Origin of the sequence: Blastococcus sp. TF02-8, from assembly GCF_003319175.1 — a bacterium.
Classification (GTDB): domain Bacteria; phylum Actinomycetota; class Actinomycetes; order Mycobacteriales; family Geodermatophilaceae; genus Blastococcus.
In genome coordinates this window covers 107,188-130,855 of sequence record NZ_QOHK01000001.1, presented here as the reverse complement: position 1 = coordinate 130,855, position 23,668 = coordinate 107,188, and the positions used below count along the sequence as shown (strand labels likewise).

General features: G+C 72.2%; 23 protein-coding genes. 18 read left to right on the top strand and 5 right to left on the bottom strand.

Annotated elements, in window-relative coordinates; translation table 11 throughout:
* Nucleotides 1–140 precede the first annotated feature (140 nt).
* The 6 genes from DQ237_RS00650 to DQ237_RS19375 all read left to right on the top strand — a co-directional run bounded on the left by DQ237_RS00650 (nucleotide 141) and on the right by DQ237_RS19375 (nucleotide 3,747).
* Entirely contained in the window at nucleotides 141–980 is an 840-nt protein-coding gene (locus DQ237_RS00650; protein WP_113796179.1) for an undecaprenyl-diphosphate phosphatase, read from the top strand.
* 29 nt (nucleotides 981–1,009) lie between these two features.
* Nucleotides 1,010–1,708, top strand: a complete 699-nt coding sequence (locus DQ237_RS00645; RefSeq protein WP_113796177.1) for a histidine phosphatase family protein — start codon at nucleotides 1,010–1,012, stop codon at nucleotides 1,706–1,708.
* Between the two features lie 70 nt (nucleotides 1,709–1,778).
* Complete coding sequence (locus DQ237_RS00640) at nucleotides 1,779–2,330, top strand: DUF3090 family protein (protein WP_113796175.1); 552 nt, start codon at nucleotides 1,779–1,781, stop codon at nucleotides 2,328–2,330.
* A 14-nt stretch (nucleotides 2,331–2,344) separates the two neighbouring features.
* The gene (locus DQ237_RS00635; RefSeq protein ID WP_113796173.1) at nucleotides 2,345–3,094 is read left to right on the top strand and encodes an SCO1664 family protein; all 750 of its coding nucleotides are present in this window, start codon (nucleotides 2,345–2,347) and stop codon (nucleotides 3,092–3,094) included.
* A 49-nt stretch (nucleotides 3,095–3,143) separates the two neighbouring features.
* Nucleotides 3,144–3,533, top strand: coding sequence for a VOC family protein (locus DQ237_RS00630; protein WP_113797335.1), 390 nt, complete (start codon nucleotides 3,144–3,146; stop codon nucleotides 3,531–3,533).
* A gap of 19 nt (nucleotides 3,534–3,552) precedes the next feature.
* A complete protein-coding gene (locus tag DQ237_RS19375; protein WP_147251712.1) occupies nucleotides 3,553–3,747 on the top strand; it encodes a hypothetical protein in 195 nt (64 codons plus the stop codon).
* On the opposite strand, the gene DQ237_RS00625 is transcribed toward DQ237_RS19375, so the two are convergent.
* Nucleotides 3,748–4,464: a maleylpyruvate isomerase N-terminal domain-containing protein gene (locus DQ237_RS00625; protein ID WP_113796171.1), complete on the bottom strand. Its 717-nt coding sequence runs from the start codon at nucleotides 4,462–4,464 to the stop codon at nucleotides 3,748–3,750.
* Between the two features lie 75 nt (nucleotides 4,465–4,539).
* Between DQ237_RS00625 and mshC the strand changes: the two genes are divergently transcribed.
* Entirely contained in the window at nucleotides 4,540–5,793 is a 1,254-nt protein-coding gene (mshC, locus tag DQ237_RS00620; RefSeq protein ID WP_113796169.1) for a cysteine--1-D-myo-inosityl 2-amino-2-deoxy-alpha-D-glucopyranoside ligase, read from the top strand.
* Nucleotides 5,790–6,827, top strand: coding sequence for an HD domain-containing protein (locus tag DQ237_RS00615; protein ID WP_113796167.1), 1,038 nt, complete (start codon nucleotides 5,790–5,792; stop codon nucleotides 6,825–6,827). The genes mshC and DQ237_RS00615 overlap by 4 nt, the downstream gene beginning before the upstream one ends.
* 7 nt (nucleotides 6,828–6,834) lie before the next feature.
* On the opposite strand, the gene DQ237_RS00610 is transcribed toward DQ237_RS00615, so the two are convergent.
* A complete protein-coding gene (locus DQ237_RS00610) occupies nucleotides 6,835–7,704 on the bottom strand; it encodes a PAC2 family protein (protein ID WP_205730011.1) in 870 nt (289 codons plus the stop codon).
* A gap of 194 nt (nucleotides 7,705–7,898) precedes the next feature.
* On the opposite strand from DQ237_RS00610, the gene metH reads away from it, so the two are divergent.
* Nucleotides 7,899–11,699, top strand: a complete 3,801-nt coding sequence (gene metH, locus DQ237_RS00605) for a methionine synthase (RefSeq protein WP_113796165.1) — start codon at nucleotides 7,899–7,901, stop codon at nucleotides 11,697–11,699.
* 117 nt (nucleotides 11,700–11,816) lie between these two features.
* Nucleotides 11,817–12,782, top strand: coding sequence for an NAD(P)-dependent oxidoreductase (locus tag DQ237_RS00595; RefSeq protein WP_205730010.1), 966 nt, complete (start codon nucleotides 11,817–11,819; stop codon nucleotides 12,780–12,782).
* Between the two features lie 4 nt (nucleotides 12,783–12,786).
* On the opposite strand, the gene DQ237_RS00590 is transcribed toward DQ237_RS00595, so the two are convergent.
* Complete coding sequence (locus DQ237_RS00590) at nucleotides 12,787–13,710, bottom strand: GGDEF domain-containing protein (protein WP_147251711.1); 924 nt, start codon at nucleotides 13,708–13,710, stop codon at nucleotides 12,787–12,789.
* Between the two features lie 227 nt (nucleotides 13,711–13,937).
* On the opposite strand from DQ237_RS00590, the gene DQ237_RS00585 reads away from it, so the two are divergent.
* Together DQ237_RS00585 and DQ237_RS00580 are read left to right on the top strand one after the other, a co-directional pair.
* Complete coding sequence (locus tag DQ237_RS00585) at nucleotides 13,938–14,642, top strand: HAD family phosphatase (protein WP_113796159.1); 705 nt, start codon at nucleotides 13,938–13,940, stop codon at nucleotides 14,640–14,642.
* A 69-nt stretch (nucleotides 14,643–14,711) separates the two neighbouring features.
* Nucleotides 14,712–14,924, top strand: coding sequence for a hypothetical protein (locus DQ237_RS00580; RefSeq protein WP_113796157.1), 213 nt, complete (start codon nucleotides 14,712–14,714; stop codon nucleotides 14,922–14,924).
* Nucleotides 14,925–14,948: 24 nt separating this feature from the next.
* Here DQ237_RS00580 and DQ237_RS00575 read toward each other — a convergent pair whose 3' ends face one another.
* Nucleotides 14,949–15,887, bottom strand: a complete 939-nt coding sequence (locus tag DQ237_RS00575) for a PD-(D/E)XK nuclease family protein (RefSeq protein ID WP_240619290.1) — start codon at nucleotides 15,885–15,887, stop codon at nucleotides 14,949–14,951.
* 95 nt (nucleotides 15,888–15,982) lie between these two features.
* On the opposite strand from DQ237_RS00575, the gene DQ237_RS00570 reads away from it, so the two are divergent.
* Together DQ237_RS00570 and arc are read left to right on the top strand one after the other, a co-directional pair.
* Nucleotides 15,983–16,936, top strand: coding sequence for a tRNA (adenine-N1)-methyltransferase (locus DQ237_RS00570; protein ID WP_255411505.1), 954 nt, complete (start codon nucleotides 15,983–15,985; stop codon nucleotides 16,934–16,936).
* A 107-nt stretch (nucleotides 16,937–17,043) separates the two neighbouring features.
* The gene (arc, locus tag DQ237_RS00565) at nucleotides 17,044–18,834 is read left to right on the top strand and encodes a proteasome ATPase (RefSeq protein ID WP_113796153.1); all 1,791 of its coding nucleotides are present in this window, start codon (nucleotides 17,044–17,046) and stop codon (nucleotides 18,832–18,834) included.
* 361 nt (nucleotides 18,835–19,195) lie between these two features.
* On the opposite strand, the gene DQ237_RS00560 is transcribed toward arc, so the two are convergent.
* On the bottom strand, nucleotides 19,196–19,975 hold the full coding sequence (locus tag DQ237_RS00560) for a septum formation family protein (protein WP_240619378.1): 780 nt from the start codon (nucleotides 19,973–19,975) through the stop codon (nucleotides 19,196–19,198).
* A 222-nt stretch (nucleotides 19,976–20,197) separates the two neighbouring features.
* On the opposite strand from DQ237_RS00560, the gene dop reads away from it, so the two are divergent.
* The 4 genes from dop to prcB all read left to right on the top strand — a co-directional run bounded on the left by dop (nucleotide 20,198) and on the right by prcB (nucleotide 23,666).
* The gene (gene dop, locus DQ237_RS00555) at nucleotides 20,198–21,703 is read left to right on the top strand and encodes a depupylase/deamidase Dop (protein WP_113796149.1); all 1,506 of its coding nucleotides are present in this window, start codon (nucleotides 20,198–20,200) and stop codon (nucleotides 21,701–21,703) included.
* A 116-nt stretch (nucleotides 21,704–21,819) separates the two neighbouring features.
* The gene (locus tag DQ237_RS00550) at nucleotides 21,820–22,029 is read left to right on the top strand and encodes a ubiquitin-like protein Pup (RefSeq protein WP_113796147.1); all 210 of its coding nucleotides are present in this window, start codon (nucleotides 21,820–21,822) and stop codon (nucleotides 22,027–22,029) included.
* A gap of 26 nt (nucleotides 22,030–22,055) precedes the next feature.
* Nucleotides 22,056–22,712, top strand: coding sequence for an endonuclease VII domain-containing protein (locus tag DQ237_RS00545; RefSeq protein WP_113796145.1), 657 nt, complete (start codon nucleotides 22,056–22,058; stop codon nucleotides 22,710–22,712).
* Between the two features lie 150 nt (nucleotides 22,713–22,862).
* Nucleotides 22,863–23,666 (top strand): proteasome subunit beta, encoded by an 804-nt coding sequence (prcB, locus tag DQ237_RS00540; RefSeq protein WP_240619289.1) that lies wholly within the window; start codon nucleotides 22,863–22,865, stop codon nucleotides 23,664–23,666.
* Nucleotides 23,667–23,668 lie beyond the last annotated feature (2 nt).

Here is a 23,668-nt window from a genome sequence, read left to right as displayed (position 1 = left end):
CGGCGGACACGAGGCCGCAGGCACCGGACCGCCCGGGGCGCCGCGCCGCGGCTGCACGCGCGGCCGCCTAGGGTTCCCAGACGTGCCCGAGCGATCCCTCTGCCCTCCGGCCGCCGCGACCTCTCTCGGGAGGCGATGACATGGGGTGGCTGGAAGCCGTCGTCCTGGGGATCGTGCAGGGGCTCACGGAGTTCCTGCCGGTCTCCTCCAGCGCCCACCTGCGCGTCGTCGGCGAGGCCTTCGGCTGGGACGACCCGGGCGCGGCCTTCACCGCCATCACCCAGATCGGCACGGAGGCCGCCGTCCTGCTGTACTTCCGGCACGACATCTGGCGGATCATCACCGCCTGGGTGGCCTCGCTGGGCGGCCGGCGGACGGGCGACCCCGACGCCCGGATGGGCTGGCTGATCATCATCGGCAGCCTGCCCATCGTCGTCCTCGGCCTGCTGTTCCAGGACGACATCGAGACGACGTTCCGCGACCTGCGGATCGTGGCCACCGCCCTGATCGTGTTCTCGCTGATCCTCTTCGCCGCCGACCGGATCGGTGCCAAGCGGCGGGAGCTGGACCAGCTGACCGTGCCGCACGGCATCGGCTACGGGCTGGCGCAGGCCATGGCGCTGATCCCCGGTGTCTCGCGTTCCGGCGGCACGATCACCGCCGGGCTCTTCCTCGGCTACTCCCGCGCCGCAGCCGCCCGCTACTCGTTCCTGCTCGCCGTCCCCGCCGTGCTGGGGTCGGGGTTCTTCCAGACGGCCGAGGCCCTCGGTGGCGACGTCGCCGGACCGGGGATCTCGTGGGGCCCGACGATCCTGGCCACGGTGCTGGCGTTCGGGGTGGGGCTGAGCGTGATCGCCTGGCTGCTGCGCTACCTCGACCGCGGCAGCTTCACGCCGTTCGTCGTCTACCGGATCCTGCTCGGCCTGCTGATCCTCGGCCTGGTGTTCGGCGGCGTCCTGGACCCGGCCGCCGGGGCCTGACGCCGGTTCGCCCGCATAGGCTGCGCCGCGTGACGACGGTCATCCTCCTGCGGCACGGCCGCACCACCGCCAACGCCGGCGGCGTGCTCGCCGGATGGACGCCGGGTGTGCAGCTCGACGAGACCGGTGAGGCACAGGTGCAGGCGGTGGGCGAACGCCTCGCGAAGGTGCCGCTCGCCGCCGTCGTGAGCAGCCCGCTGGAGCGCTGCCGGCAGACCGCGGCCGCGGTCGTCGCCGGCCGGGACGTGGAGCTGCAGTCCGACGACCGGCTCGGCGAAGCGCGCTACGGCGACTGGACGGGGCGCGCGATCAAGGAGCTGGCCAAGGAGCCGCTCTGGAAGGTCGTGCAGCAGCACCCCTCGGCCGCGGTCTTCCCCGGCCCCGAGGGCGAGGGGCTGGCCCAGACGCAGGCGCGGGCGGTGGCTGCGGTGCGGGAGTGGAACGCCCGCCTGGGCCCGGACGCCGTGTGGCTGGCGTGCAGCCACGGCGACGTCATCAAGGCGATCCTGGCCGACGCGCTGGGCCTGCACCTGGACCAGTTCCAGCGGATCGTCGTCGACCCGGCGTCCATCTCGGTGGTCACCTACACCGACACCCGGCCCTTCGTCGCGCGGATCAACGACACCGGCGGCGACGTGTCCGCGCTGATCCCGCCGCCGCGCAAGGGGCGGCGGCGCAAGCCGTCGTCGGACGCCGTCGTGGGTGGCGGCGCCGGGGCGCCTGCCTGACCCGCTGACGTCGGCTTTCGGACGGCGTCGCGGACGGCGGGGCGTCGCGGTCGCCGCGTAACCTGGGCGCGTGCCCCGCCAGGTCCATCTCTTCGATCGCCCCACCCGGTTCGTCGCCGGGACGGTGGGCCAGCCAGGGGACCGGACGTTCTACCTGCAGGCCACCGACGACACCGGTCGGACCGTGAGCGTGGCGCTGGAGAAGACGCAGGTGCAGGTCCTCGCCGACCGGATGAACGAGCTGCTCGACGAGGTCAGCAGCCGGGCGAACGCGGTCATCCCGCCCGACGCCGACGTCGACGACCTCGAGCCGCTCACCGCGCCGGTCGACGAGGAGTTCCGGGTCGCGGCCATGGGGCTGGCCTGGGACTCGGCCGCCGAGGCCGTGGTGGTCGAGGCGGTCGCGGCCGGGGACGAGCCGATCGAGGAGGACGCGATCCTCTCCGACAGCGACGAGGGCCCCGACGCGCTGCGGGTGACGATCAGCCCCATGGCCGCCCGCGCCTTCATCGCCCGCGCCCGCCGCGTGGTCGCCGCCGGCCGGCCCTCCTGCCCGCTGTGCTCGCTGCCGCTGGACCCGGTCGGTCACGTGTGCCCCCGGCAGAACGGCTACCGCCGCTGAGCGGCGGCCCCTCGATGAGCGAGCAGCCGGTCGAACCCGACCTGCGGCCACCGGCCGACGACGCCGAGGCGCTGGAGCTGCTGCGCACCGGGGAGATCGACCTCGAGGGCCGGATGCTCGACGCCTCCAACGTGACGCTGGTGGGGACGATCCGCACCGGGTCGCTGGCCGCGGAGTGCGTGTACAAGCCGGTGGCCGGTGAACGGCCGCTGTGGGACTTCCCCGACGGCACCCTCGCGGGCCGCGAGATCTCCGCGTACCTGGTCTCGGAGGCCACGGGCTGGCGGGTCGTGCCGCCGACGGTGCTGCGCGAGGGGCCGTTCGGCCCCGGCATGGTGCAGCTGTGGATGGACGGCGACGGGTCGGTGGACCTGGCGGAGTTCGTGCGCCGCGACGACCCGGCGCTGCGCCGGATGGCGGTCTTCGACGCGGTGGTGAACAACGCCGACCGCAAGGGCGGGCACATCATCCCGATGCCCGACGGCCACGTGTACGGCGTGGACCACGGCATCTGCTTCTCGGTGGACCCGAAGCTGCGCACGCTCCTGTGGCGCTGGGCGGGCCGGCCGCTGCCCCTGGCCGCGCTCGAGGTGCTGGAGCGGATCGCCGACGAGCTGCGGGGCGATCTGGGTGATCAGCTGCACGAGCACCTGACCCGGACCGAGGTGCGCTGCACCCAGCGGCGGGTGGCCGACCTGCTGCGCACCAAGCTGCACCCCGAGCCCAGTGGGGAGTGGCCGGCCCTGCCCTGGCCGCCCTTCTGAAGCGGCCAGATCGCCGATCTCGTCGGTGGTGTGGGCCAGGATGATCTCCGTGCCGCATCGGAGCCGTCTGTCGATCCTGCTGCTCGACCTGCCACCGGAGCACCACGCCGCCGGAAGCACCTTCTGGGCCGGTGCCACCGGTCGACCCGCCGCGCCCGACGCCGACGACGAGAACTGGGCCTCTCTCGGCTCCTTCGCCGACGGCTGGCACGTGGAGATCCAGCGGACCGGAGACGGGACGCCGCCGCGCTGGCACGTGGACATCGAGACCGATGACGTCGAGGCGGAGGTGACCCGGCTCGAGGCGCTCGGCGCGACCCGCCACCGGTTCATGGCCGGCCGCTTCTGGCAGATGCTCGACCCGGCCGGGCTGGTCTTCTGCGTCGTTGGCGTCCAGACGGGTGAGGAGTTCGACCGCCATGCGGTGAGCTGGCCGTGAGCGTTGTAGCTTGCCGCCCATGCCTCGGGTCACGACGTGGAAGGTCCCGGTGGGCCTGTGGTTGTCCGGGCTCGTCGCGAAGATCGTCCTGAGTCTCGCCGTGAGCGAGACCGTCGGGAGCTGGGTCGGGGGCACGCTGGGTCTCCTGGCGCTGGTGAGCGGGCTGCTGCTGGCCCGCGAGCGGTCGCGGAAGTACGGCACGGAGCGCGAGTAGCTACTCCAGGTCGACCAGGGCGAGCATCGCCGCGGCCTGGAGACCGTCGCCGTCGACGGTGAGCGCCGTCAGGGGCACCCGCCGCCACACCGCGAGCAGCAGGTCGCCGGCGGTACCGGTCAGCGTGGCGGCGGGGAAGGGGCGGGACCCCGGGAAAAGGGTCCGCTCGGCGTCGGCGTCCACCGCGTGGAGGACGACGGGGTGCGCGTCCTCGGGCGGGCCGGCGGGCAGCGAGCCCGGGACCATGACCTCCAGCCACTCGTCGAGGCCGTCCAGCCCGACGTCGGCGGGGACCGGCCGGACGTCGCCGAGCACCTGCTCGACGTCGGCGGTGTGCACCGTCGCCTCCTGCAGCTGCCGGCGCAGGACGAACCCGACGTCCTTCCGGTCGGCCCACGTCCACACGCGCTCGGCGGCGTCGGTCCCGCTCAGCGCCGTCTCCAGCTCGGCGCTCCGTGCCGTCGCGTACCCGAGCAGCTCGTCGTCGGGGTGCCGCGCCGGCGCTTGGTAGGCCGACGGGTCCTGCGCGCGGGTGCGCACCACCCACGCCCAGAAGTGCTGCACCTCGGCGAGGTGCCACACCAGATCGGCCAGCGACCAGTCCGGGCAACCGGGCACCGGAGCCGCCCATCCGCGGGCGAGCACCGCCTCGGACGCCGCGTCGGCGAACCGCGCGTTCGTCCGCCGGAGGGCGGGCAGGTAGTCGTCGATGTCCATGGTGCCCCCTCCGACCGGATGACCCGCACGGACGTGCGGCCAGACGGCGTCGGACCTCGCCTCTAGGCTCGTGCCGTGCTCTCCTGGCCCGCTCCGCTGCTGCCGACCCTGCCCGGGACCGGCCCCGTCCTCAAGGTCTACGACACCGCCCGCGGCGAGGTCGTCGCGACGACGCCCGACCGGACGGCGCGCATGTACGTCTGCGGCATCACCCCGTACGACGCGACGCACCTGGGGCACGCCGCTACCTACCTGGCCTTCGACCTGGTCAACCGCATGTGGCGCGACGCCGGCCACGCGGTGCACTACGTGCAGAACGTCACCGACATCGACGACCCGCTCCTGGAGCGCGCCGAGCGGGATGGCGAGGAATGGGTGGTCCTCGCCATGCGGGAGACGGCGCTGTTCCGCGAGGACATGACGGCGCTGCGCGTCCTGCCGCCGGAGGACTACGTCGGGGCGGTCGAGGCGATCCCCGGGATCGTGGCGCAGATCGAGAAGCTGCTCGAGGCGGGCCTGGCCTACGTGCTGGACGACGGCACCGGCGACGTCTACCACGACGTCGCGCAGGCGCCCGGCTTCGGCGGCGAGTCCCGGTACGACGAGGAGACGATGCTGCGCTTCTTCGCCGAGCGCGGGGGAGACCCCGACCGCGCGGGCAAGCGCAACCGCCTGGACCCGCTGCTGTGGCGCGGCCGCCGCGAGGGCGAGCCCTCCTGGCCCGGCCCGCGCGGGGCCGAGGGCCGCCCCGGCTGGCACATCGAGTGCGCCTGCATCGCGCTGGACACGATCGGCATGGGCTTCGACGTGCAGGGCGGCGGGAGCGACCTGGTCTTCCCGCACCACGAGTTCTCCGCCGTGCACGCCGAGGCGCTGACCGCCACCAAGCCCTTCGCGCGGGCCTACGTGCACGCGGCGATGATCGGGCTCGACGGCGAGAAGATGAGCAAGAGCCGCGGCAACCTGGTCTTCGTCTCCAAGCTGCGCGGCGAGGGCGTGGACCCGATGGCCATCCGCCTAGCGCTGCTGTCGGGCCACTACCGCACCGACCGGGCATGGACGCCCGCCCTGCTGACCGCGGCCGAGGAGCGGCTGGCCACCTGGCGGCGGGCCGTGGCCCTGGACGCCGGCGCACCGGCGGGCCCGGTCCTGCACGGGCTGCGCGAGCGGCTGGCCGACGACCTGGACAGCCCGGGGGCGATCGCACTGGTCGACGAGTGGGCGCAGCGCACCCTGGCCGGGGGGGCGGAGCTGGAAGAGGAGGCGCCGCGGGTCATCTGCGACGCCGTCGACGCGCTCCTCGGCGTGGACCTGGGCGACTGCGGATGACCGGTGCGCCCACCGGTCCGTTCCGGTTGACCGACCGCGCCGCCCGGGAGCGGGCGGAGGCGGAGCTGGCGCCTGCCGCCACCCGAGCGGCCGACTCGCGCGGCCGGGCACGACCGGAGACCGAGGACCCGCTGCGCACCGCGTTCGAGCGCGACCGCGACCGCATCCTGCACGCCAAGGCCTTCCGGCGGCTCAAGCACAAGACCCAGGTCTTCCTGAACCCCGACGGCGACCACTTCGTCACCCGGCTGACCCACACGCTGCAGGTCACCCAGGTGGCCCGGTCGCTGGCCCGCGCCCTGGGCCTCAACGAGTCGCTGGCCGAGGCCATCGCCCTGGGGCACGACGTCGGGCACTCACCGTTCGGGCACATCGGCGAGGAGGCGTTCGACCCCTACGTCGAGGGCGGCTGGCACCACGCCGCGCAGGGAGTGCGGATCGTCGAGGTGCTCGAGGACCTCAACCTCACGTGGGAGGTCCGCGACGGCATCCGCGCGCACAGCTGGAAGATCGATCCGCCGCCGGCCACCCGCGAGGCCGAGTGCGTGCGGTACGCCGACCGGATCGGCTACCTCTCCCACGACGCGCTGGACGCCGCCCGCGCCGGAGTCATCCGCGCCGCCGACCTGCCCCGCCGGGCCGTCGCCGTCTTCGGGCAGCCCGGCAGCGAGATGGTCGGTCGCATGATCGACGCCGTGGTCGAGGGGTCGCTGGCCGGCCCCGGTGCGGTGGTGATGGAGCCCGAGGCGCTGGAGGCCATGCACGAGCTGCGCGACTTCATGTTCGCCCGCGTCTACGCCTCCGACGTCGCGGCCGGGCAGAAGCACGTGGCGGTCGACGTCATCCGCCGGCTGGTCGACCACCACCTCGCGCACCCGGAGCTGATCCCCGCGACCTACCGCGACACCGAGGCCGACCTGCTCACCCAGGTCGTCGACCACGTGTCCGGCATGACCGACCGCTTCGCGCTGGCCACCCACGACCGGCTCTTCGACGCCGACGCCTCCGCGCAGATGCGACCGCTGCTCCGGTAGGCCGCGCTCACGCTCCGCCGGCGGAGCCGCCGCGGCGGCGCAGATACCTCTCGAACTCGCGGGCGATGGTGTCGCCGTTGGCCTGGGAGAGGTCGACCTCGGTCGCGCGCTCCTCCAGCGAGCGCACGTACTCGACGACCTCGGCGTCCTCGTTGGCCATCTCGTCGACGGTCTTCACCCAGTCGTCGGCCTGCTGGGGGAGGGCGCCGAGCGGCACGGTGGTCTCCAGGACCTCCTCGAGCCGCTGCAGGAGCGCGACCGTGGCCCGCGGCGACGGAGGCTGCGACACGTAGTGCGGCACGGCCGCCCAGAAGCTGATCGCCGGCAGCCCGGCCTGGACGCAGGCGTCCTGGAAGACGCCGAGGATGCCGGTGGGGCCCTCGTAGCGGCTGGCCTCCAGGCCGTAGGTGCGGGCGGACTCGCTGTCGTAGGCCGACCCTGTCACCGGCGTGGGGCGGGTGTGCGGGGTGTCGGCGAGCAGGGCGCCGAGCGCGACGACGATGCTCGCGTCGAGCTCCTCGATGATCTCGATGAGCTCCTCGCAGAAGCCGCGCCAGCGCATGTTCGGCTCGATGCCACGGATGAGGACGACGTCCCGGCCGAGCCCCTCGGGGCGGGCGACGGAGATGCGGGTGGTCGGCCACTCGATCCGCCGGCTCACCCCGCCGACCAGCGACACCGTGGGGCGGTTGACCTGGAAGTCGTAGTAGTCCTCCGGGTCCAGCGCGGCCAGCGGCTTGGCGTCCCAGATCAGCTCGAGGTGCTCCACCGCGCCCGTCGCGGCGTCGCCCGCGTCGTTCCAGCCCTCGAAGGCGACGACCACCACCGGGTCGGTGAGCTGCGGCAGGTCATCAGCACTGGACATCGGGTCGGTCACCCCTGCCAGCCTACGTCGATCCGGTGGTCGGCCCCCGCTGACGGCCGTGGCTGCTGCGCTCGGGCGCGCCGAGGTGAGACCATGGCCGGGACATCGGGAACGCCCAGGCCTGGGCCAGCCCGCCGGGGTGACGGAGCGCCCGCTTCCGGGGACACCGCCCGCACGCCCACCTGATCAGTCACTGGGGAACCGACGTGTCCGATTCACCCGACCTCCGGCCCGACGCCACCGCCGAGCTCACGGCCGCCCTGCAGCAGCGCATCCTCGTCCTCGACGGCGCGATGGGGACGGCGATCCAGCGGGACCGTCCGGACGAGGCCGGCTACCGCGGCGAGCGGTTCGCCGACTGGCCGACCGACGTCCAGGGCAACAACGACCTGCTCAGCCTCACCCAGCCGCAGATCATCGCCGGCATCCACCGCGAGTACCTCGAGGCCGGCGCCGACCTGATCGAGACCAACACCTTCAACGCGACGACGATCTCGCTGTCGGACTACGGCATGCAGGAGCTCGCCTACGAGCTGAACGTCGCCTCGGCCCGGCTGGCCCGCGCCGAGGCCGACGCCATGACCGCCCGGACCCCGGACAAGCCGCGCTACGTGGTCGGCGCCCTCGGCCCCACCAGCCGGACGGCGTCCATCTCGCCCGACGTCAACGACCCGGGCGCCCGCAACATCTCCTTCGACGAGCTCGTCGCGGCCTACCTCGAGCAGGCCAACGGCCTGGTCGACGGCGGCTCCGACGCGCTGCTCGTCGAGACGATCTTCGACACGCTCAACGCCAAGGCGGCGATCTTCGCGCTGGAGACCCTGTTCGAGGAGCGCGGGCGCCGCTGGCCGGTGCTGATCTCCGGCACGATCACCGACGCCTCCGGCCGCACCCTCTCCGGCCAGGTGACCGAGGCCTTCTGGCACTCGGTCCGGCACGTGAAGCCGCTGCTGGTGGGGCTGAACTGCGCGCTGGGCGCCAAGGAGATGCGGCCCTACATCGCCGAGATGTCCCGCGTCGCCGACACGTTCGTCTCCTGCTACCCGAACGCCGGTCTGCCCAACGCCTTCGGCGAGTACGACGAGTCGCCCGAGGAGACCGCCGCGATCGTCGCGGAGTTCGCCCGGAGCGGCTTCGTGAACCTGGTCGGCGGCTGCTGCGGCACCACCCCGGCGCACATCGCGGCGATCGCCGGCGCCGTGGAGGGCACCGCGCCGCGCACGCCGCCGGTGGTCCGGCCGGCGCTGCGGCTCTCCGGCCTGGAGCCCCTGACGGTCACCGAGGAGTCGCTGTTCGTCAACGTCGGCGAGCGCACCAACATCACCGGCTCGGCCCGCTTCCGGAACCTGATCAAGGCCGGCGACTACCCGGCCGCGCTCGCCGTCGCCCGCCAGCAGGTCGAGGCCGGCGCGCAGGTCATCGACATCAACATGGACGAGGGGATGATCGACGGCGTCGAGGCGATGGACCGCTTCACGAAGCTGATCGCCGCCGAGCCCGACATCTCGCGCGTGCCGGTGATGGTCGACTCCTCCAAGTGGGAGGTGATGGAGGCCGGGCTCAAGAACATCCAGGGCAAGGCGATCGTCAACTCCATCTCGATGAAGAACGGCGAGGAGGAGTTCGTCGAGCACGCCCGGCTCTGCGCCAAGTACGGCGCGGCCGTGGTCGTCATGGCCTTCGACGAGAACGGGCAGGCCGACGACCTGCAGCGGCGCATCGACGTCTGCCGCCGGGCCTACGAGGTCCTGACGGAGAAGGTCGGCTTCCCGGCCGAGGACATCATCTTCGACCCGAACATCTTCGCCGTCGCCACCGGCATCGAGGAGCACGCCAACTACGGGCTGGACTTCATCGAGGCCACCCGCTGGATCAAGCAGAACCTGCCCGGCGCGCTGGTGTCCGGCGGCGTCTCGAACGTCTCGTTCTCCTTCCGCGGCAACAACCCGGTCCGCGAGGCGATCCACGCCGTCTTCCTCTACCACGCGATCCAGGCCGGTCTGGACATGGCGATCGTCAACGCCGGCGCCATCGAGGTCTACGACGAGGTGCCCACGGAGCTGCGCGAGCGGATCGAGGACGTCGTCCTCAACCGCCGCCCCGACAGCACCGAACGGCTGCTGGAGATCGCCGGTGACTACGCCGGGGACGGCGCGGCCAAGGAGGTCGCCACCGAGGAGTGGCGCGCGCTGCCGGTGGGGGAGCGGATCACCCACGCCCTGGTGAAGGGCATCGACGCGCACGTCGAGGACGACACCGAGGAGCTGCGCCAGGAGATCGCCGCCCGCGGGGGCCGGCCGATCGAGGTCATCGAGGGCCCGCTGATGGACGGCATGAACGTCGTCGGCGACCTGTTCGGGGCCGGGAAGATGTTCCTGCCGCAGGTGGTGAAGTCCGCCCGCGTGATGAAGAAGGCCGTCGCCTACCTCATCCCGTTCATCGAGGCGGAGAAGCAGCCCGGCGACGCGGAGCGCAGCAACGGCAAGGTCGTCATGGCCACGGTCAAGGGCGATGTCCACGACATCGGCAAGAACATCGTCGGCGTCGTCCTGCAGTGCAACAACTACGACGTCGTCGACCTCGGCGTCATGGTCCCCGCGCAGAAGATCCTGGACGCCGCCAAGGAGGAGGGCGCCGACATCATCGGCGTCTCCGGCCTGATCACCCCGTCGCTGGACGAGATGGTCAACCTGGCCTCGGAGATGGAGCGGCAGGGCTTCGAGATCCCGCTGCTCATCGGCGGGGCGACGACGTCACGGGCGCACACCGCCGTGAAGGTGGCGCAGAAGTACTCCGGCCCGGTGATCTGGGTGAAGGACGCCTCGCGGTCGGTGCCGGTGGTCGCCGCGCTGCTGTCGGACGAGCAGCGCCCCAAGCTGCTGGCGCAGACCGACCAGGAGTACGCCGAGCTGCGCGAGCGGCACGCCGCTCGCCAGGACAGCCGGAAGCTCCTGCCGCTCGAGGCGGCCCGCGCCGCGGCCACCCCCGTCGACTGGGAGGGCTACACCCCGCCGCGGCCGCGGATGCTCCTGCAGCAGGCCAAGGACGTCTGCTCCGGGCCCGACTGCGGCGTGGCGCAGGGCGGCGCTCCCCAGTTCGTGCGGCACTTCCACGACTACCCGCTGGAGGAGCTGCGCGGCTACATCGACTGGCAGCCGTTCTTCAACGCGTGGGAGATGCGTGGCCGGTTCCCCGACATCCTGCACAACCCGACCACCGGCGAGGCGGCGCGGCGGCTCTACGAGGACGCCAACGAGATGCTCGACCGGATCGTCGCCGAGAAGTGGCTGCGGGCCAGCGGGGTGTTCGGGCTCTTCCCGGCCAACCGCGTCGACGGCGAGGACATCGAGGTCTACACCGACGAGTCGCGCGCCGAGGTCCGCACCGTGCTGCACCAGCTGCGGCAGCAGACCGAGGGCCGCGACGGCTCGCCCCGCAAGTCGCTGGCCGACTTCGTGGCACCCAAGGAGACCGGCCTGGCCGACTACGTCGGTGCCTTCGCCGTCACCGCGGGCCTCGGGTCCACCGAGCGCGTGATGGCGTTCAAGAAGGACAACGACGACTACAGCGCGATCATGCTGGAGGCGCTGGCCGACCGGTTGGCCGAGGCGTTCGCCGAGCGGTTGCACGAGCGGGTGCGCAAGGAGTTCTGGGGCTACGCGCCGGACGAGACCCACGACAACGAGGCGCTGATCGCGGAGAAGTACCGCGGCATCCGGCCGGCGCCGGGCTACCCGGCCTGCCCGGAGCACACCGAGAAGCGCACGATCTGGGACCTGCTCGACGTCGAGGCCACCACCGGGATCGAGCTGACCGAGAGCCTGGCCATGTGGCCGGGTGCGGCGGTCAGCGGCTTCTACTTCTCCCACCCGGAGTCGCGGTACTTCGTGCTGGGCCGGGTCGGCCGCGACCAGGTCGAGGACTATGCCCGGCGCAAGGGCTGGACCCTCGACGAGGCGGAGAAGTGGCTCTCGCCGAACCTCGGCTACCGCACCGAGAACGAATAAAGGACCCCGGTGCCCCCCACCACTCGCAAGCTCGCGGCGGGCCCCTGCACCGGGGCCGCCCGTCCCCCTCACCCTTCGCAGGCTCAGGGCGAGCCTCTGGACGGGGGCCGGACGCTCGTGACTGGCAGTGCCGGGCACCTGGGGGAGGCGCTGGTCCGCACGCTGCGGGAGGCCGGTCGGGCCGTCGTGGGTCTGGACCGGCTGGCCTCGCCGCACACCGACGTCGTCGCGACGGTCAGCGACCGCGCCGCGGTCCGGCGTGCGATGGACGGTGTCACGGCGGTCCTCCACACCGCGACGCTGCACAAGCCGCACGTGGGCACGCACACCCGGCAGGACTTCGTGGACACCAACGTGACCGGGACGCTGGCATTGCTGGAGGAGGCGGTCGCGGCCGGCGTCGCGGCGTTCGTGTTCACCAGCACCACGAGCGCCTTCGGTCGCGCGCTCACGCCGGCCGAGGACGCCCCGGCGGCGTGGATCACCGAGGAGGTCGTGCCCCGGCCCAAGAACGTCTACGGGGCGACCAAGGTCGCCGCCGAGGACCTGTGCGAGCTGGTGGCCCGGGACTCCGGGCTGCCGGTCCTGGTTCTGCGGACCTCACGGTTCTTCCCCGAGGCCGACGACAGCGAGCTGGTGCGCAGCGGCTACGACGACGCCAATGCCAAGGTCAACGAGCTGCTCTACCGCCGCGTCGACCTGTCCGACGTCGTGACCGCGCACCTGGCCGCGCTGGAGCGGGCGCCTGCCCTCGGGTTCGGGCGGTACGTGGTCAGTGCGACGACGCCGTTCCGGGCGGGCGACCTCGCCGACTTGCACCGGGACGCGCCGGCGGTCGTGGAGCGGCTGTTCCCCGGGTACCGGGACGTCTACGACCGGCTGGGCTGGCGGATGTTCCCGCGGATCGACCGGGTCTACGTCAACGACCGCGCGCGCAGGGAGCTGCGCTGGGAGCCGCGGTACGACTTCGCGCACGCGCTGCGGCTGCTCGCCGAGGGGCGACCGGCACGCAGTGCGCTGGCGACGGCGGTCGGTGCCAAGGGCTACCACGAGGTGAGCACCGGTCCCTACACCGTCCGGTGAGGTCTCAGACGACGGCGTCGCTGTGCAGTGCTGCCGCACCGCGGCCGTCGGACTTGACGCGGTAGAGCGCCAGGTCGGCCCGGCGCATCAGCTGGGCCGCGGTGTCGCCGGCCCGACGCTCGGCCACACCGGCCGACACCCCGACCTCGGGCACCAGGGCGCAGAGGTGCTCGACCACCACCAGCGTCTCCGGGCCGGACAGCCCCGGCGCCAGCAGCGCGAACTCGTCGCCGCCGTGCCGGGCGAGCAGTGCTCCGACCGGCAGCGCCGCCGCCCAGGCGCCGGCCACCCGACGGAGCAGACGGTCACCGGCCTCGTGGCCCGCGGTGTCGTTCATGAGCTTGAAGTGGTCCAGGTCCAGCAGCGCGGCCGACAGCAGCACGTCCGCCCTGCGGGTGTGCTCGTCGAGCGCCTCGTCGAACCCGCGGCGGTTGGCCAGGCCGGTGAGGGAGTCGGCCCCGGCGTCCGAGGCGCGCAGGACCAGCGTGCGGGTCACCACGGCGAGCGTGACCACGACGACGGCCAGGGCGGCGGCGCTGCTCGCCGAGGCGTCACCGCGCACGAGCAGTGCGGCGGTCGTGCCCCCGACGGCCGTCGAGATGTGGGCGACCGCGATCCGGCGGTCGGCGAAGAAGCAGGCGATGACGCCGACGAAGGCGCTGATCGATCCGCAGAGGACCGCCGTCGTGGAGTCGGGGCTCACCAGGACGACGGTGGCGATCAGGGTGCAGCCGAGGGTGACCAGCCCGCCGAGCACGGCGCGCGGCTGGCCGGCGCCCCAGCGGAACACCGCTGCGCCGACGGCCAGGGCCAGGAGCCCTGCCCCGGCCACGATCCAGCGACGGGTGGGGTGGTCGCTGCCTCCGGTGGCTGCGAGCACGGCGGCACACCCGCCGGCGGCGAAGAAGAGCGCCAGCGTGCGAGCCATCGCCCGCGGCGACGCGACGTCCCGCACCGCCGGCGCGCCCGTGGATGTCCTCACCCGTCCGTCATCGTCCCGCGGAGCCCGGTGCTCGAGTGCTGAGCTGGCCTTTCTCGCCGTGTGTCCCCCCGACGGGGGGAGCGGCGGCCGGGGCCCGACCCGGCGCTGGGACACTCGGTGCGCGGAGAGAACTCCGCACCGCTCGTCCGATCTGAGAGAAGTCTTCCTCGCTCATGCCGAACGACCTCGCCGCCGTCCTGTTCGACATGGACGGCACGCTCGTGCAGACCGAGGAGTACTGGGGCGAGGCGATGTTCGAGCTCGCCGCTTCCCTGGGTGGCCGGATGTCCCCGGAGGCGCGCGCGGCAACGGTCGGCACGACCATGCGCCGGTCGATGGAGGTGCTCCACGCGGACCTCGGCGTCGAGCGCACCGAGGAGCAGCTCCAGGCCGACGCCCGGTGGGTGGAGGACCGCGCCGGGGAGCTCATGTCGGCGGGCGTGGTCTGGCAGCCCGGTGCCCGGGAGCTGCTGGAGTCGGTCCGGGCGGCCGGCGTGCTCACTGCCCTGGTGACGACGACGCCCCGCCGCCTGGCCGACATCGTGCTGGACAGCATCTCGCGCGACCTCGGCGGTGACCCGTTCCATCTCACCGTGTGCGGCGACGAGGTGCCGGCCCGGAAGCCGGACCCGGCGCCGTACCTCCAGGCCGCTGCCGCGCTGGGTGTGGCGCCCTCGGCCTGCGTCGTGGTGGAGGACTCGCTGGTGGGGGTGACGTCGGGGCTGGCCGCCGGCATGGCGGTGCTCGGTGTGCCGGGGCTGCAGCCGGTGCCGGCCGCCCCAGGACTCACCCTGACCGGGACCTTGGCCGGTACCGACGTCGGCGCCCTGGTCGATGTGCTGGCGGGTGGGCCGGCCATGGAGCCCGCCGGCCGCTGAGCACCCGTCCGGGTGCAGCGACCGCCGAGGCGCTCCGGGACGACCCTCCCGCCGCTACGGTGCGGCGCCATGGACGTGGTGCTCGTGGTCGTCGGGATCGGCGCGGTGGTGCTCGGCGGGGCCGGCGTGCTGGGGTTCATGGACCGGACCAGGTTCTCGCTCTACCAGCGGCACGGCGTCGGCGACGTACCGCCGGAGAAGCATCGGCAGTTGCAGCGCCTCGGCGGCGCCTTCATGGTCGTTGCCGGCGTCGTGTTCGTCGTCATGGGCCTCACCCGCTGACGACGGCCTCGAGCCGTGCCGTGGTCAGACGGCGGTGACCGGGATCGTCGTCCGCCATCCCGCGGCGGCCGCCGCCTCGGCGGGGAACGGTGGGGGAGTGCCGCCCCAAGCGGGGCAGAGCGCCTGGTGGTCGCACCAGCCGCACAGCCGGGTCTTGTTCGGCCGGAACTCGCCGGTCTCCACGGCCCGCTCGATCGCCGACCAGATGGCGAGCAGCGTGCGCTCGAACCGCACGAGCTCGGCCTCGTCCGGGGCGTAGGTGAGCGCGTCGCCGTCGCCCAGGTAGAGCAGCTTGAGCTGGGCGGCGACCACTCCGCGGGTGCGCCACAGCACCAGTGCGTAGAACTTCATCTGGAACAGCGCCTTGGACTCGAACGCCTCGCGGGGCATCGAGCCGGTCTTGTAGTCGACCACCCGCAGCGCGCCGTTCGGGGCGACGTCGAGCCGGTCGACGTAGCCGCGCAGGAGCAGCCCGTCGGGCAGGGTGACCTCGACGAGCTCCTCGCGGGCCTCGGGCTGGAGCCGGCGCGGGTCCTCCAGCGTGAAGTACTTCTCGACGAGCTTCCCCGCCGAGGCCAGCCATGCCTCGACCGACTCGGGCGCATTGACGTCGGTCTCCGCGCCCGAGTCGCCCGAGGTCTCGAAGAGCTCCGCGATGCCCGGCTCCTCGCGCAGCTCGCTCCACGCCGGCTCGACGAGGTCCAGGGCGTTCTCCGGCGTCCGCTGGGCGGCCGGCAGGTCGTACAGCTTCTCCAGCACCGAGTGCACGAGCGTGCCGCGGACGGCGGCAAGACTCTTCTTCTCCGGCAGCCGGTCGATGGTGCGGAACCGGTAGAGCAGCGGGCAGGTCTTGAAGTCGGCCGCGCGGCTGGGGGAGAGGGACGGTCGACGGGGGGCCGCCGCAGCCTCGACCGCCTCCGCGGGGCCACTGGTCTGCGGGTCGGTCTCCACCATCGCCGTCATGGGTCCGAGGCTAGGTCGCCCCTCTGACACTTCCGAGTGTCCGCGCCGCATCGGCGTTCCGGGTCACACCGGCAGCGTCCGTACCCTGACCGCCTGTGGACACACAGCCCGAGGCCGACATCGACGTCAGCGGATCGCCCGATGGCCCTTCTGCAGGGGCCCGACGCGAGCCTGCGAGCGGTGGGGGGCAGGAGGGTCCTTCCACCGCCCGGCGGGCCGAGCCCGTGGAGGGCGCGTTCGTCGCCGGCGACCGGGTGCAGCTGACCGACCCCAAGGGGCGCCACCACACCGTCGTTCTCACCCCGGGCAAGCAGTTCCACACCCACCGCGGCGCGATCGAGCACGACGACCTCATCGGCGCCCCTGAGGGTTCCGTCGTCCACTCGACGGCCAACACCGGCTACCTGGCGCTGCGCCCGCTGCTCGCGGACTACGTGCTCTCGATGCCGCGCGGCGCCCAGGTCATCTACCCCAAGGACGCCGCGCAGATCGTCGGCTTCGGCGACGTCGGCCCCGGGATGCGCGTGCTGGAGGCCGGTGCCGGGTCCGGAGCACTGAGCTGCTCGCTGCTGCGCGCCGTCGGCTCGACGGGCTCGCTGACCAGCTACGAGCGCCGCGAGGACTTCCTCGACGTCGCCCGCGCCAACGTGGGTGCCTTCTTCGGCGAGGTGCCGGACAACTGGGACCTGCGCCTGGGCGACCTGGCCGACCACCCCGCCGAGGAGGTCGTCGACCGCGTCGTCCTCGACATGCTCGAGCCCTGGGCGGTGCTGCCGACCGTGGCGGCCGCGCTGCGGCCCGGGGGGGTGCTCGTCGGGTACGTCGCCACCACGACGCAGCTCTCCACGTACGTCGAGGCGCTCCGGGAGCAGGGTGTCTGGACCGAGCCGCACGCCTGGGAGTCGCTGCTGCGGCCGTGGCACGCCGTGGGGCTCGCGGTGCGTCCCGAGCACCGGATGGTCGCCCACACCGCCTTCCTCGTCACCTGCCGTCGGCTCGCCGCGGGAACGGTGGCGCCGATCCGTCAGCGGCGCGCGCAGAAGTACTGAGCGGCACGCTCTAGCACCCCGGAGGGGCCTGCGCGAGGCGACGGCGAAGTGTCGTCGCGCGTGTATAGATTTGCGTCCTGGCTCCCCCGACGGTGCGGAGGTGCGCGATGGGCCCAGGTGCTGGCAACGGTCCCGACGAGACGAATGCGCGGCGCGAGCGTGACGCCGCCGCCCTGATCACTCAGATCTCCTACCTCGAGGAGGAGATCGGTCTGCTCCGCCGCAAGGTGGCCGACAGCCCGCGCCAGGTGCGCGTGCTGGAGGAGCGGATCGCCGAGGCGGAGGGCCGCGCCGCCTTCCTCTCCGAGCGCAACGACAAGCTCGCGACCACCCTGCGGGACGCCCGCGAGCAGCTGGTCACGCTCAAGGAGGAGGTCGACCGGCTCGGCCAGCCGCCGTCGGGGTACGGCGTCTTCCTGAGCCGCTACGAGGACGGGACCGTCGACGTCTTCACCAGTGGCCGCAAGCTGCGGGTCTCGGTCTCGCCGAACGTCGAGGTCGCCGAGCTGCGCCCCGGCCAGGAGGTCATGCTCAACGAGGCGATGAACGTCGTCGAGGCGCGGGCCTTCGAGCGCCAGGGCGACGTCGTCATGCTCAAGGAGCTGCTCGAGCCGGTCGACGGCGTCACCCCGCGTGCCCTGGTCATCGGGCACACCGACGAGGAGCGGGTGGTGTACCTCGCCGACTCGCTCACCGGGCAGCCGCTGCGCGCCGGCGACTCGCTGCTGCTGGAGAGCCGCTCGGGCTACGTCTACGAGCGGATCCCCAAGAGCGAGGTCGAGGAGCTCGTCCTCGAAGAGGTGCCCGACATCGACTACGCCGACATCGGCGGTCTGTCGCGGCAGATCGAGCAGATCCGCGACGCCGTCGAGCTGCCGTTCCTGCACGCGGACCTCTTCCGCGAGTACCAGCTGCGGCCGCCGAAGGGCATCCTGCTGTACGGGCCGCCCGGGTGCGGCAAGACGCTCATCGCCAAGGCGGTGGCGAACTCGCTGGCCAAGAAGGTGGCCGCCGTCCGCGGTGACGGCGACACCAGCCAGGGGAAGTCCTACTTCCTCAACATCAAGGGCCCCGAGCTGCTGAACAAGTACGTCGGCGAGACCGAGCGGCACATCCGGCTGGTCTTCCAGCGGGCGCGGGAGAAGGCCAGCGAGGGCACGCCGGTCATCGTGTTCTTCGACGAGATGGACTCGATCTTCCGCACCCGTGGGTCCGGCGTCTCCTCCGACGTCGAGTCGACGATCGTCCCCCAGCTGCTCAGCGAGATCGACGGCGTCGAGGGCCTGGAGAACGTCATCGTCATCGGCGCCTCCAACCGGGAGGACATGATCGACCCGGCGATCCTGCGGCCCGGCCGGCTCGACGTGAAGATCAAGATCGAGCGCCCGGACGCCGAGGCCGCACGGGACATCTTCAGCAAGTACCTCGTGCCGACACTGCCGCTGCACCCCGACGACCTCGCCGAGCACGGCGGCAACCGCGAGGCGACGATCGCCGGGATGATCCAGCGCACCGTCGAGCGGATGTACACCGAGAGCGAGGAGAACCGCTTCCTCGAGGTCACCTACGCCAACGGGGACAAGGAGGTCCTGTACTTCAAGGACTTCAACTCCGGCGCGATGCTGCAGAACATCGTCGACCGCGCGAAGAAGATGGCCATCAAGGAGAGCCTGGAGACCGGTTCCTCCGGGCTGCGGGTCGGCCACCTGATGCAGGCGTGCGTGGACGAGTTCAAGGAGAACGAGGACCTGCCCAACACGACCAACCCCGACGACTGGGCGCGGATCTCGGGCAAGAAGGGCGAGCGGATCGTCTACATCCGCACGCTCATCAGCGGCAAGGGCAACGAGGCCGGCCGCGCGATCGACACGGCCACGAACACCGGCCAGTACCTGTAGGTCGTCTCCGGCGGCCGGGTCGCGATGTCGGACCCGGCCGCCAGGTTGCGCGCATGGTCGAGTTCTCCGGGCAGGAGCTCCGCGGTCGGATCTCCGGGCGGTGGGCCTGCGGGGCCGCCGGGCCGTCGGCGTCGGCGACGTGTCATGCCGGTATGCGGAGCTCCGCTAGACCGACATCACCGGCGAGGTCGTGGACCTGAGGACCAACGGGGTCGACGTCGAGCCGTTCATCGAGGCCGAGTCGGACCGCCGCGCAGCTTCCCGGGGCGGGACCACCTGCTCGTCGCCCTGACGAGAGTGGGAGCACCGGCTCTACGCCGCACGTGGCCTCACCGTCCTGGTGGTTCCGAACTCCTGACGCTCACTGCAGGAGCGTCGTCGTGACCTCGCCTCCTGCCGTCGGGGTGAGCACGCACGCAACGAGCGGGAACGCGTCCCACGAGTCCTCGGTGCCGACGAAGACGTCGACCTGCGTGCCGTCCGGCAGACCCGGCACGCTCAACTCGTACGGCAGGGCTCCCGCACACGTCTCCCTCAGTTCCTGGCGGGCCGGGGTGTCGCCGGGCCAGGGCGTGAGCGGCGGCAGCTGGTACGGCTCCCCGAGTGCTTCGGCGGAGTGGGGCGCTGCGCAACTGGTGGGCTCGAAGTCATCGGACGTACCGGTGAAGCACAGGTGGTAGGCAGCGCCCTGCGGACCCACGAGGCCGCCGGCCATGCGGCCGGGCGCGGAGTCACCCGACTCCATCCCGTAGACGATGTCGCAGCGTATCCAGCGAGCTCCCGCCGCCCATTCCTCCTTGTTCGGCAGGCGCGCGGCGGTGGTGACGTAGAGCGCGTACGGAGGCAGTTCGGTCTGGACGTCCAGACCCAGGTAGCCGACGACCAGGGGAGGGCTGCAGATGTCGTGGAGCGTCTGCCTGTTCGCCGGGTCGCTCCCGAGATCTCTCAAGGTCGGGTAGGCCATTCCGGCTGCGAAGACGTCCTCGTTCGCCACCACGGTCTCCGCGTGGTGCGGTTGGCCGCAGGCGACCGGGACGGTCTCGTCCAGCGGCAGGCCGGAACCCGGCGTGGTGTCCTCCCAGCAGGTGCCGGCCGCTGGAGCCGCCGCGAGGGTTTCGGGTGCAGGGCCTGCGTGGCCCACGACAGAGGACGAACAGGCGGTGGACCCGGCAATCGAGGCCAGCGAGACGAGCAGAAGGGCTGTGCTGCGCTGCACCGACGTCCTCCGAGGGGTTGCGTGCACCGGGTCCGCACGGTCGCGCGGGGAACGTGATCATCGCAGTCTCGATGCCGCTGGTCAGTCACCCACGCGGGTGTCCGTGCCTGGGGCTTTGCCTCGCGAACGGCGGCCTAGGGTTGGCCCATGAGCGTGCGGAGGGTCATGGGCACCGAGGTCGAGTACGGCATCTCGGTGCCGGGGCAGCCGGGAGCGAACCCGACGACGCTGTCGAGCCTGGTGGTGAACGCCTGGGCGGTGGCCGAGGCGCCCACGCCGCGGCGGCCCCGCTGGGACTTCGAGGAGGAGTCGCCGCTGCGCGACGCCCGCGGCTTCGACCTGACTCCCGCGCAGGCGCTGGACCACAACGACCTGGACGAGGACCACGGGATGGCCAACGTCATCCTGACCAACGGCGCCCGGCTGTACGTGGACCACGCGCACCCCGAGTACTCGACGCCGGAGGTCACCTCTCCGTGCGACATCGTGCTGTGGGACAAGGCGGGGGAGCAGGTGATGGCCGAGGCGGCCCGGCGCGCCGCGGCGATCCCCGGCACGCAACCCATCCAGCTGTACAAGAACAACACCGACGGCAAGGGCGCGTCCTACGGCGCCCACGAGAACTACCTGATGGACAGGCGGACGCCGTTCATCGACATCATCCGCGGGCTGGTGCCGTTCTTCGTGACCCGCCAGGTGTTCGCCGGGTCCGGCAAGGTCGGCATCGGCACCGAGAGCCGGATCGCGGGCTTCCAGCTCTCCCAGCGGGCCGACTTCTTCGAGGTCGAGGTGGGCCTGGAGACGACCCTGAAGCGGCCGATCATCAACACCCGCGACGAGCCGCACGCCGACGCCGACAAGTACCGCCGGCTGCACGTGATCATCGGCGACGCGAACCTCGCCGAGCTCTCGACCTACCTCAAGGTCGGGACGACGTCGCTCGTGCTGGCGATGATCGAGGCGCGCGCCGTGCCCCAGGACCTCGCGCTGGAGGAGCCGGTGGCCGAGCTGCAGGCGGTCAGCCACGACCCCTCGCTGGCCCACCGGGTGCGGCTGCGCGACGGACGGCGGCTGACGGCGATCGAGCTGCAGCGCGTGTACCTGGAGGCCGCCGCCCGGTTCGTGGAGCGGCAGGGCGACGGCGACGAGCAGACCGCCGACGTGCTGGCGAAGTGGGCGAGCGTTCTCGACGACCTGGAGGCCGACCCCATGCGGCTGGCCGACCGGCTGGACTGGCCGGCAAAGCTGCGGCTGCTGGAGGGGTACCGCTCGCGTGACGGTCTGGAGTGGGGCGACTCGCGGCTGCGCCTGGTCGACCTGCAGTACTCCGACGTGCGACCGGAGAAGGGCCTCTACAACCGCCTGGTCGCCCGCGGCGCCATGCAGCGCCTGCTGACCGAGGAGGAGGTGACCGCGGCGATGACCTCGCCCCCGGAGGACACCCGCGCCTTCTTCCGCGGCGAGTGCCTGCGCCGATTCCCCGCGCAGGTGGCTGCCGCGTCGTGGGACTCGGTGGTCTTCGACCTCGGCGGCGAGAGCCTGGTGCGGATCCCGACGCTGGAACCGCTGCGCGGTACGCGGGAGCACGTGGGCGCGCTGTTCGAGGCCTCGGCCACCGCGCAGGACCTCGTGGACACGATCACCGGACCCTGAGCCGGTTCTCCACAGCCGCGGGCACCGTCCACGGCACCCGGTCGGCGGACGCCGGATGTCGGTGTCTGCGAGTAGTTTCCTGACCAGCAGCAGTTCCACGGACCGAAGGGCAGGCCATGGCCACCAGGGACACCGGCGGGCAGCAGAAGGCGACGCGGTCGCGCGAGGAGAACGAGGAGATCGAGGCCTCGGTCGACTCCGACGTCGCCGAGCGCCACGAGAAGATGACCGAGGACGTCGACTCGCTTCTCGATGAGATCGACGACGTGCTCGAGGAGAACGCAGAAGACTTCGTTCGCGCGTACGTCCAAAAAGGGGGTCAGTGAACGATCCCGTTCCGTAATCGCCGCCGATGGATACGAAGTTCTGTCGCGATTGCGGAGAAGACCGCCCGCTGACCGAGTTCACGCGTAACCGAAACTCACGAGACGGTTACGCGTTCTATTGCGGGGCGCATGCTCGCCGCCGGCACAATGCCGCCAAGGATCGGCGTGACGGCAAGCCGAAGCGGCGACACCCAAGGGATGCAGTCGTTCCCGAGGGCCACAAATGGTGTCCCGACTGCGAGCAGATCCTGCCGTTCGCTTCGTTCGGTCGCAACGCAGCGTCCAAGACGGGTCGGACCTCTTATTGCAAGCCGTGCCACAACGCGCGTGGCAGGCGCTCGAAGGACGCAGTGGGTGGCGAGCGGACTTATCACCTCCGTCGCCGGTACGGGATCACCGCCGCCGAGGCGGACGCCATGCTGGCGACGCAGGGCGGCGTCTGCGCCATCTGCCGGGCTGCGCCCGCCGCGCACGTGGATCACGACCACGACTCCGGGGCCGTCCGGGCCTTGCTGTGCTTCAACTGCAACGGTGGGCTGGGCCAGTTCCGCGACGATCCGTGGTTGCTGCGCAGGGCGGCCTTCTACGTTGAGCACCACATGAACGAGCAGGGGATCGCGAGGCTGCGCGCCGCCGGCACCGACGACCCGGACGGGCCAGCCGACGCCAGCGGCTGCCAGTAGGGTCGCAGCGACGTCCGGGACCGCACCTGCGCAGCGCGCGCGGCGCCCGGCAGGCAGTGGTGCACGCCGGCGCGAGCGGGCGGGAGAGGCGGATGAGTGAACGAGTCGTCAGCTGGCCGGAGCGGGTTCCCGCCCGCGTACCTGGACCGGGTGGGTTCCTCGTTCACCGACTTCCTCGGCGCCACCGCGCCCGACCTGCTGCCCGGTCGGCGGCCGGTGCCGTCGGTGCCGATGGCTGACATCGCGCCGCACGGCACGACGATCGTCGCCGTCACGTTCGAGGGCGGCGTCCTCATGGGCGGCGACCGGCGCGCCACGATGGGCAACCTGATCTCCAGCCGCGACATCGAGAAGGTCTACCCGGCCGACTCCTACAGCGTCATCGGCATCGCGGGTGCGGCAGGCATCGCCATCGAGATGGTGAAGCTCTACCAGGTGGAGCTCGAGCACTACGAGAAGATCGAGGGGCTCACCATGAGCCTCGACGGCAAGGCCAACCGCCTCGCCCAGATGATCCGCGGCAACCTGGGCGCCGCGATGCAGGGCCTGGCCGTCGTCCCGCTCTTCGCCGGATTCGACCTCGACGCCGCACCGGGCACCGCACCGGGCCGAATCTTCAGCTACGACGTCACCGGCGGGAACTACGAGGAGCGGGGCTACGCCGCCGTCGGTTCCGGCTCGCTGTTCGCCAAGAACTCGCTGAAGAAGACCTGGCGCAGCGGACTGCCCGCCGATGCCGCCACCCGCACCGTCGTCGAGGCGCTCTACGACGCCGCCGACGACGACTCCGCCACCGGCGGACCCGACCCGGTGCGCAGGCTCTACCCGATCGTCTACCGGGTCGACGCCGAGGGCGCTGTCCGGCTCACCGACGCCGAGGTGGCCGCCGTCGCCGACACGATCGTCACGGAGCGGGCCGACGCCGACCGCCGGACCATGGACCGGGAGGCCTGAGC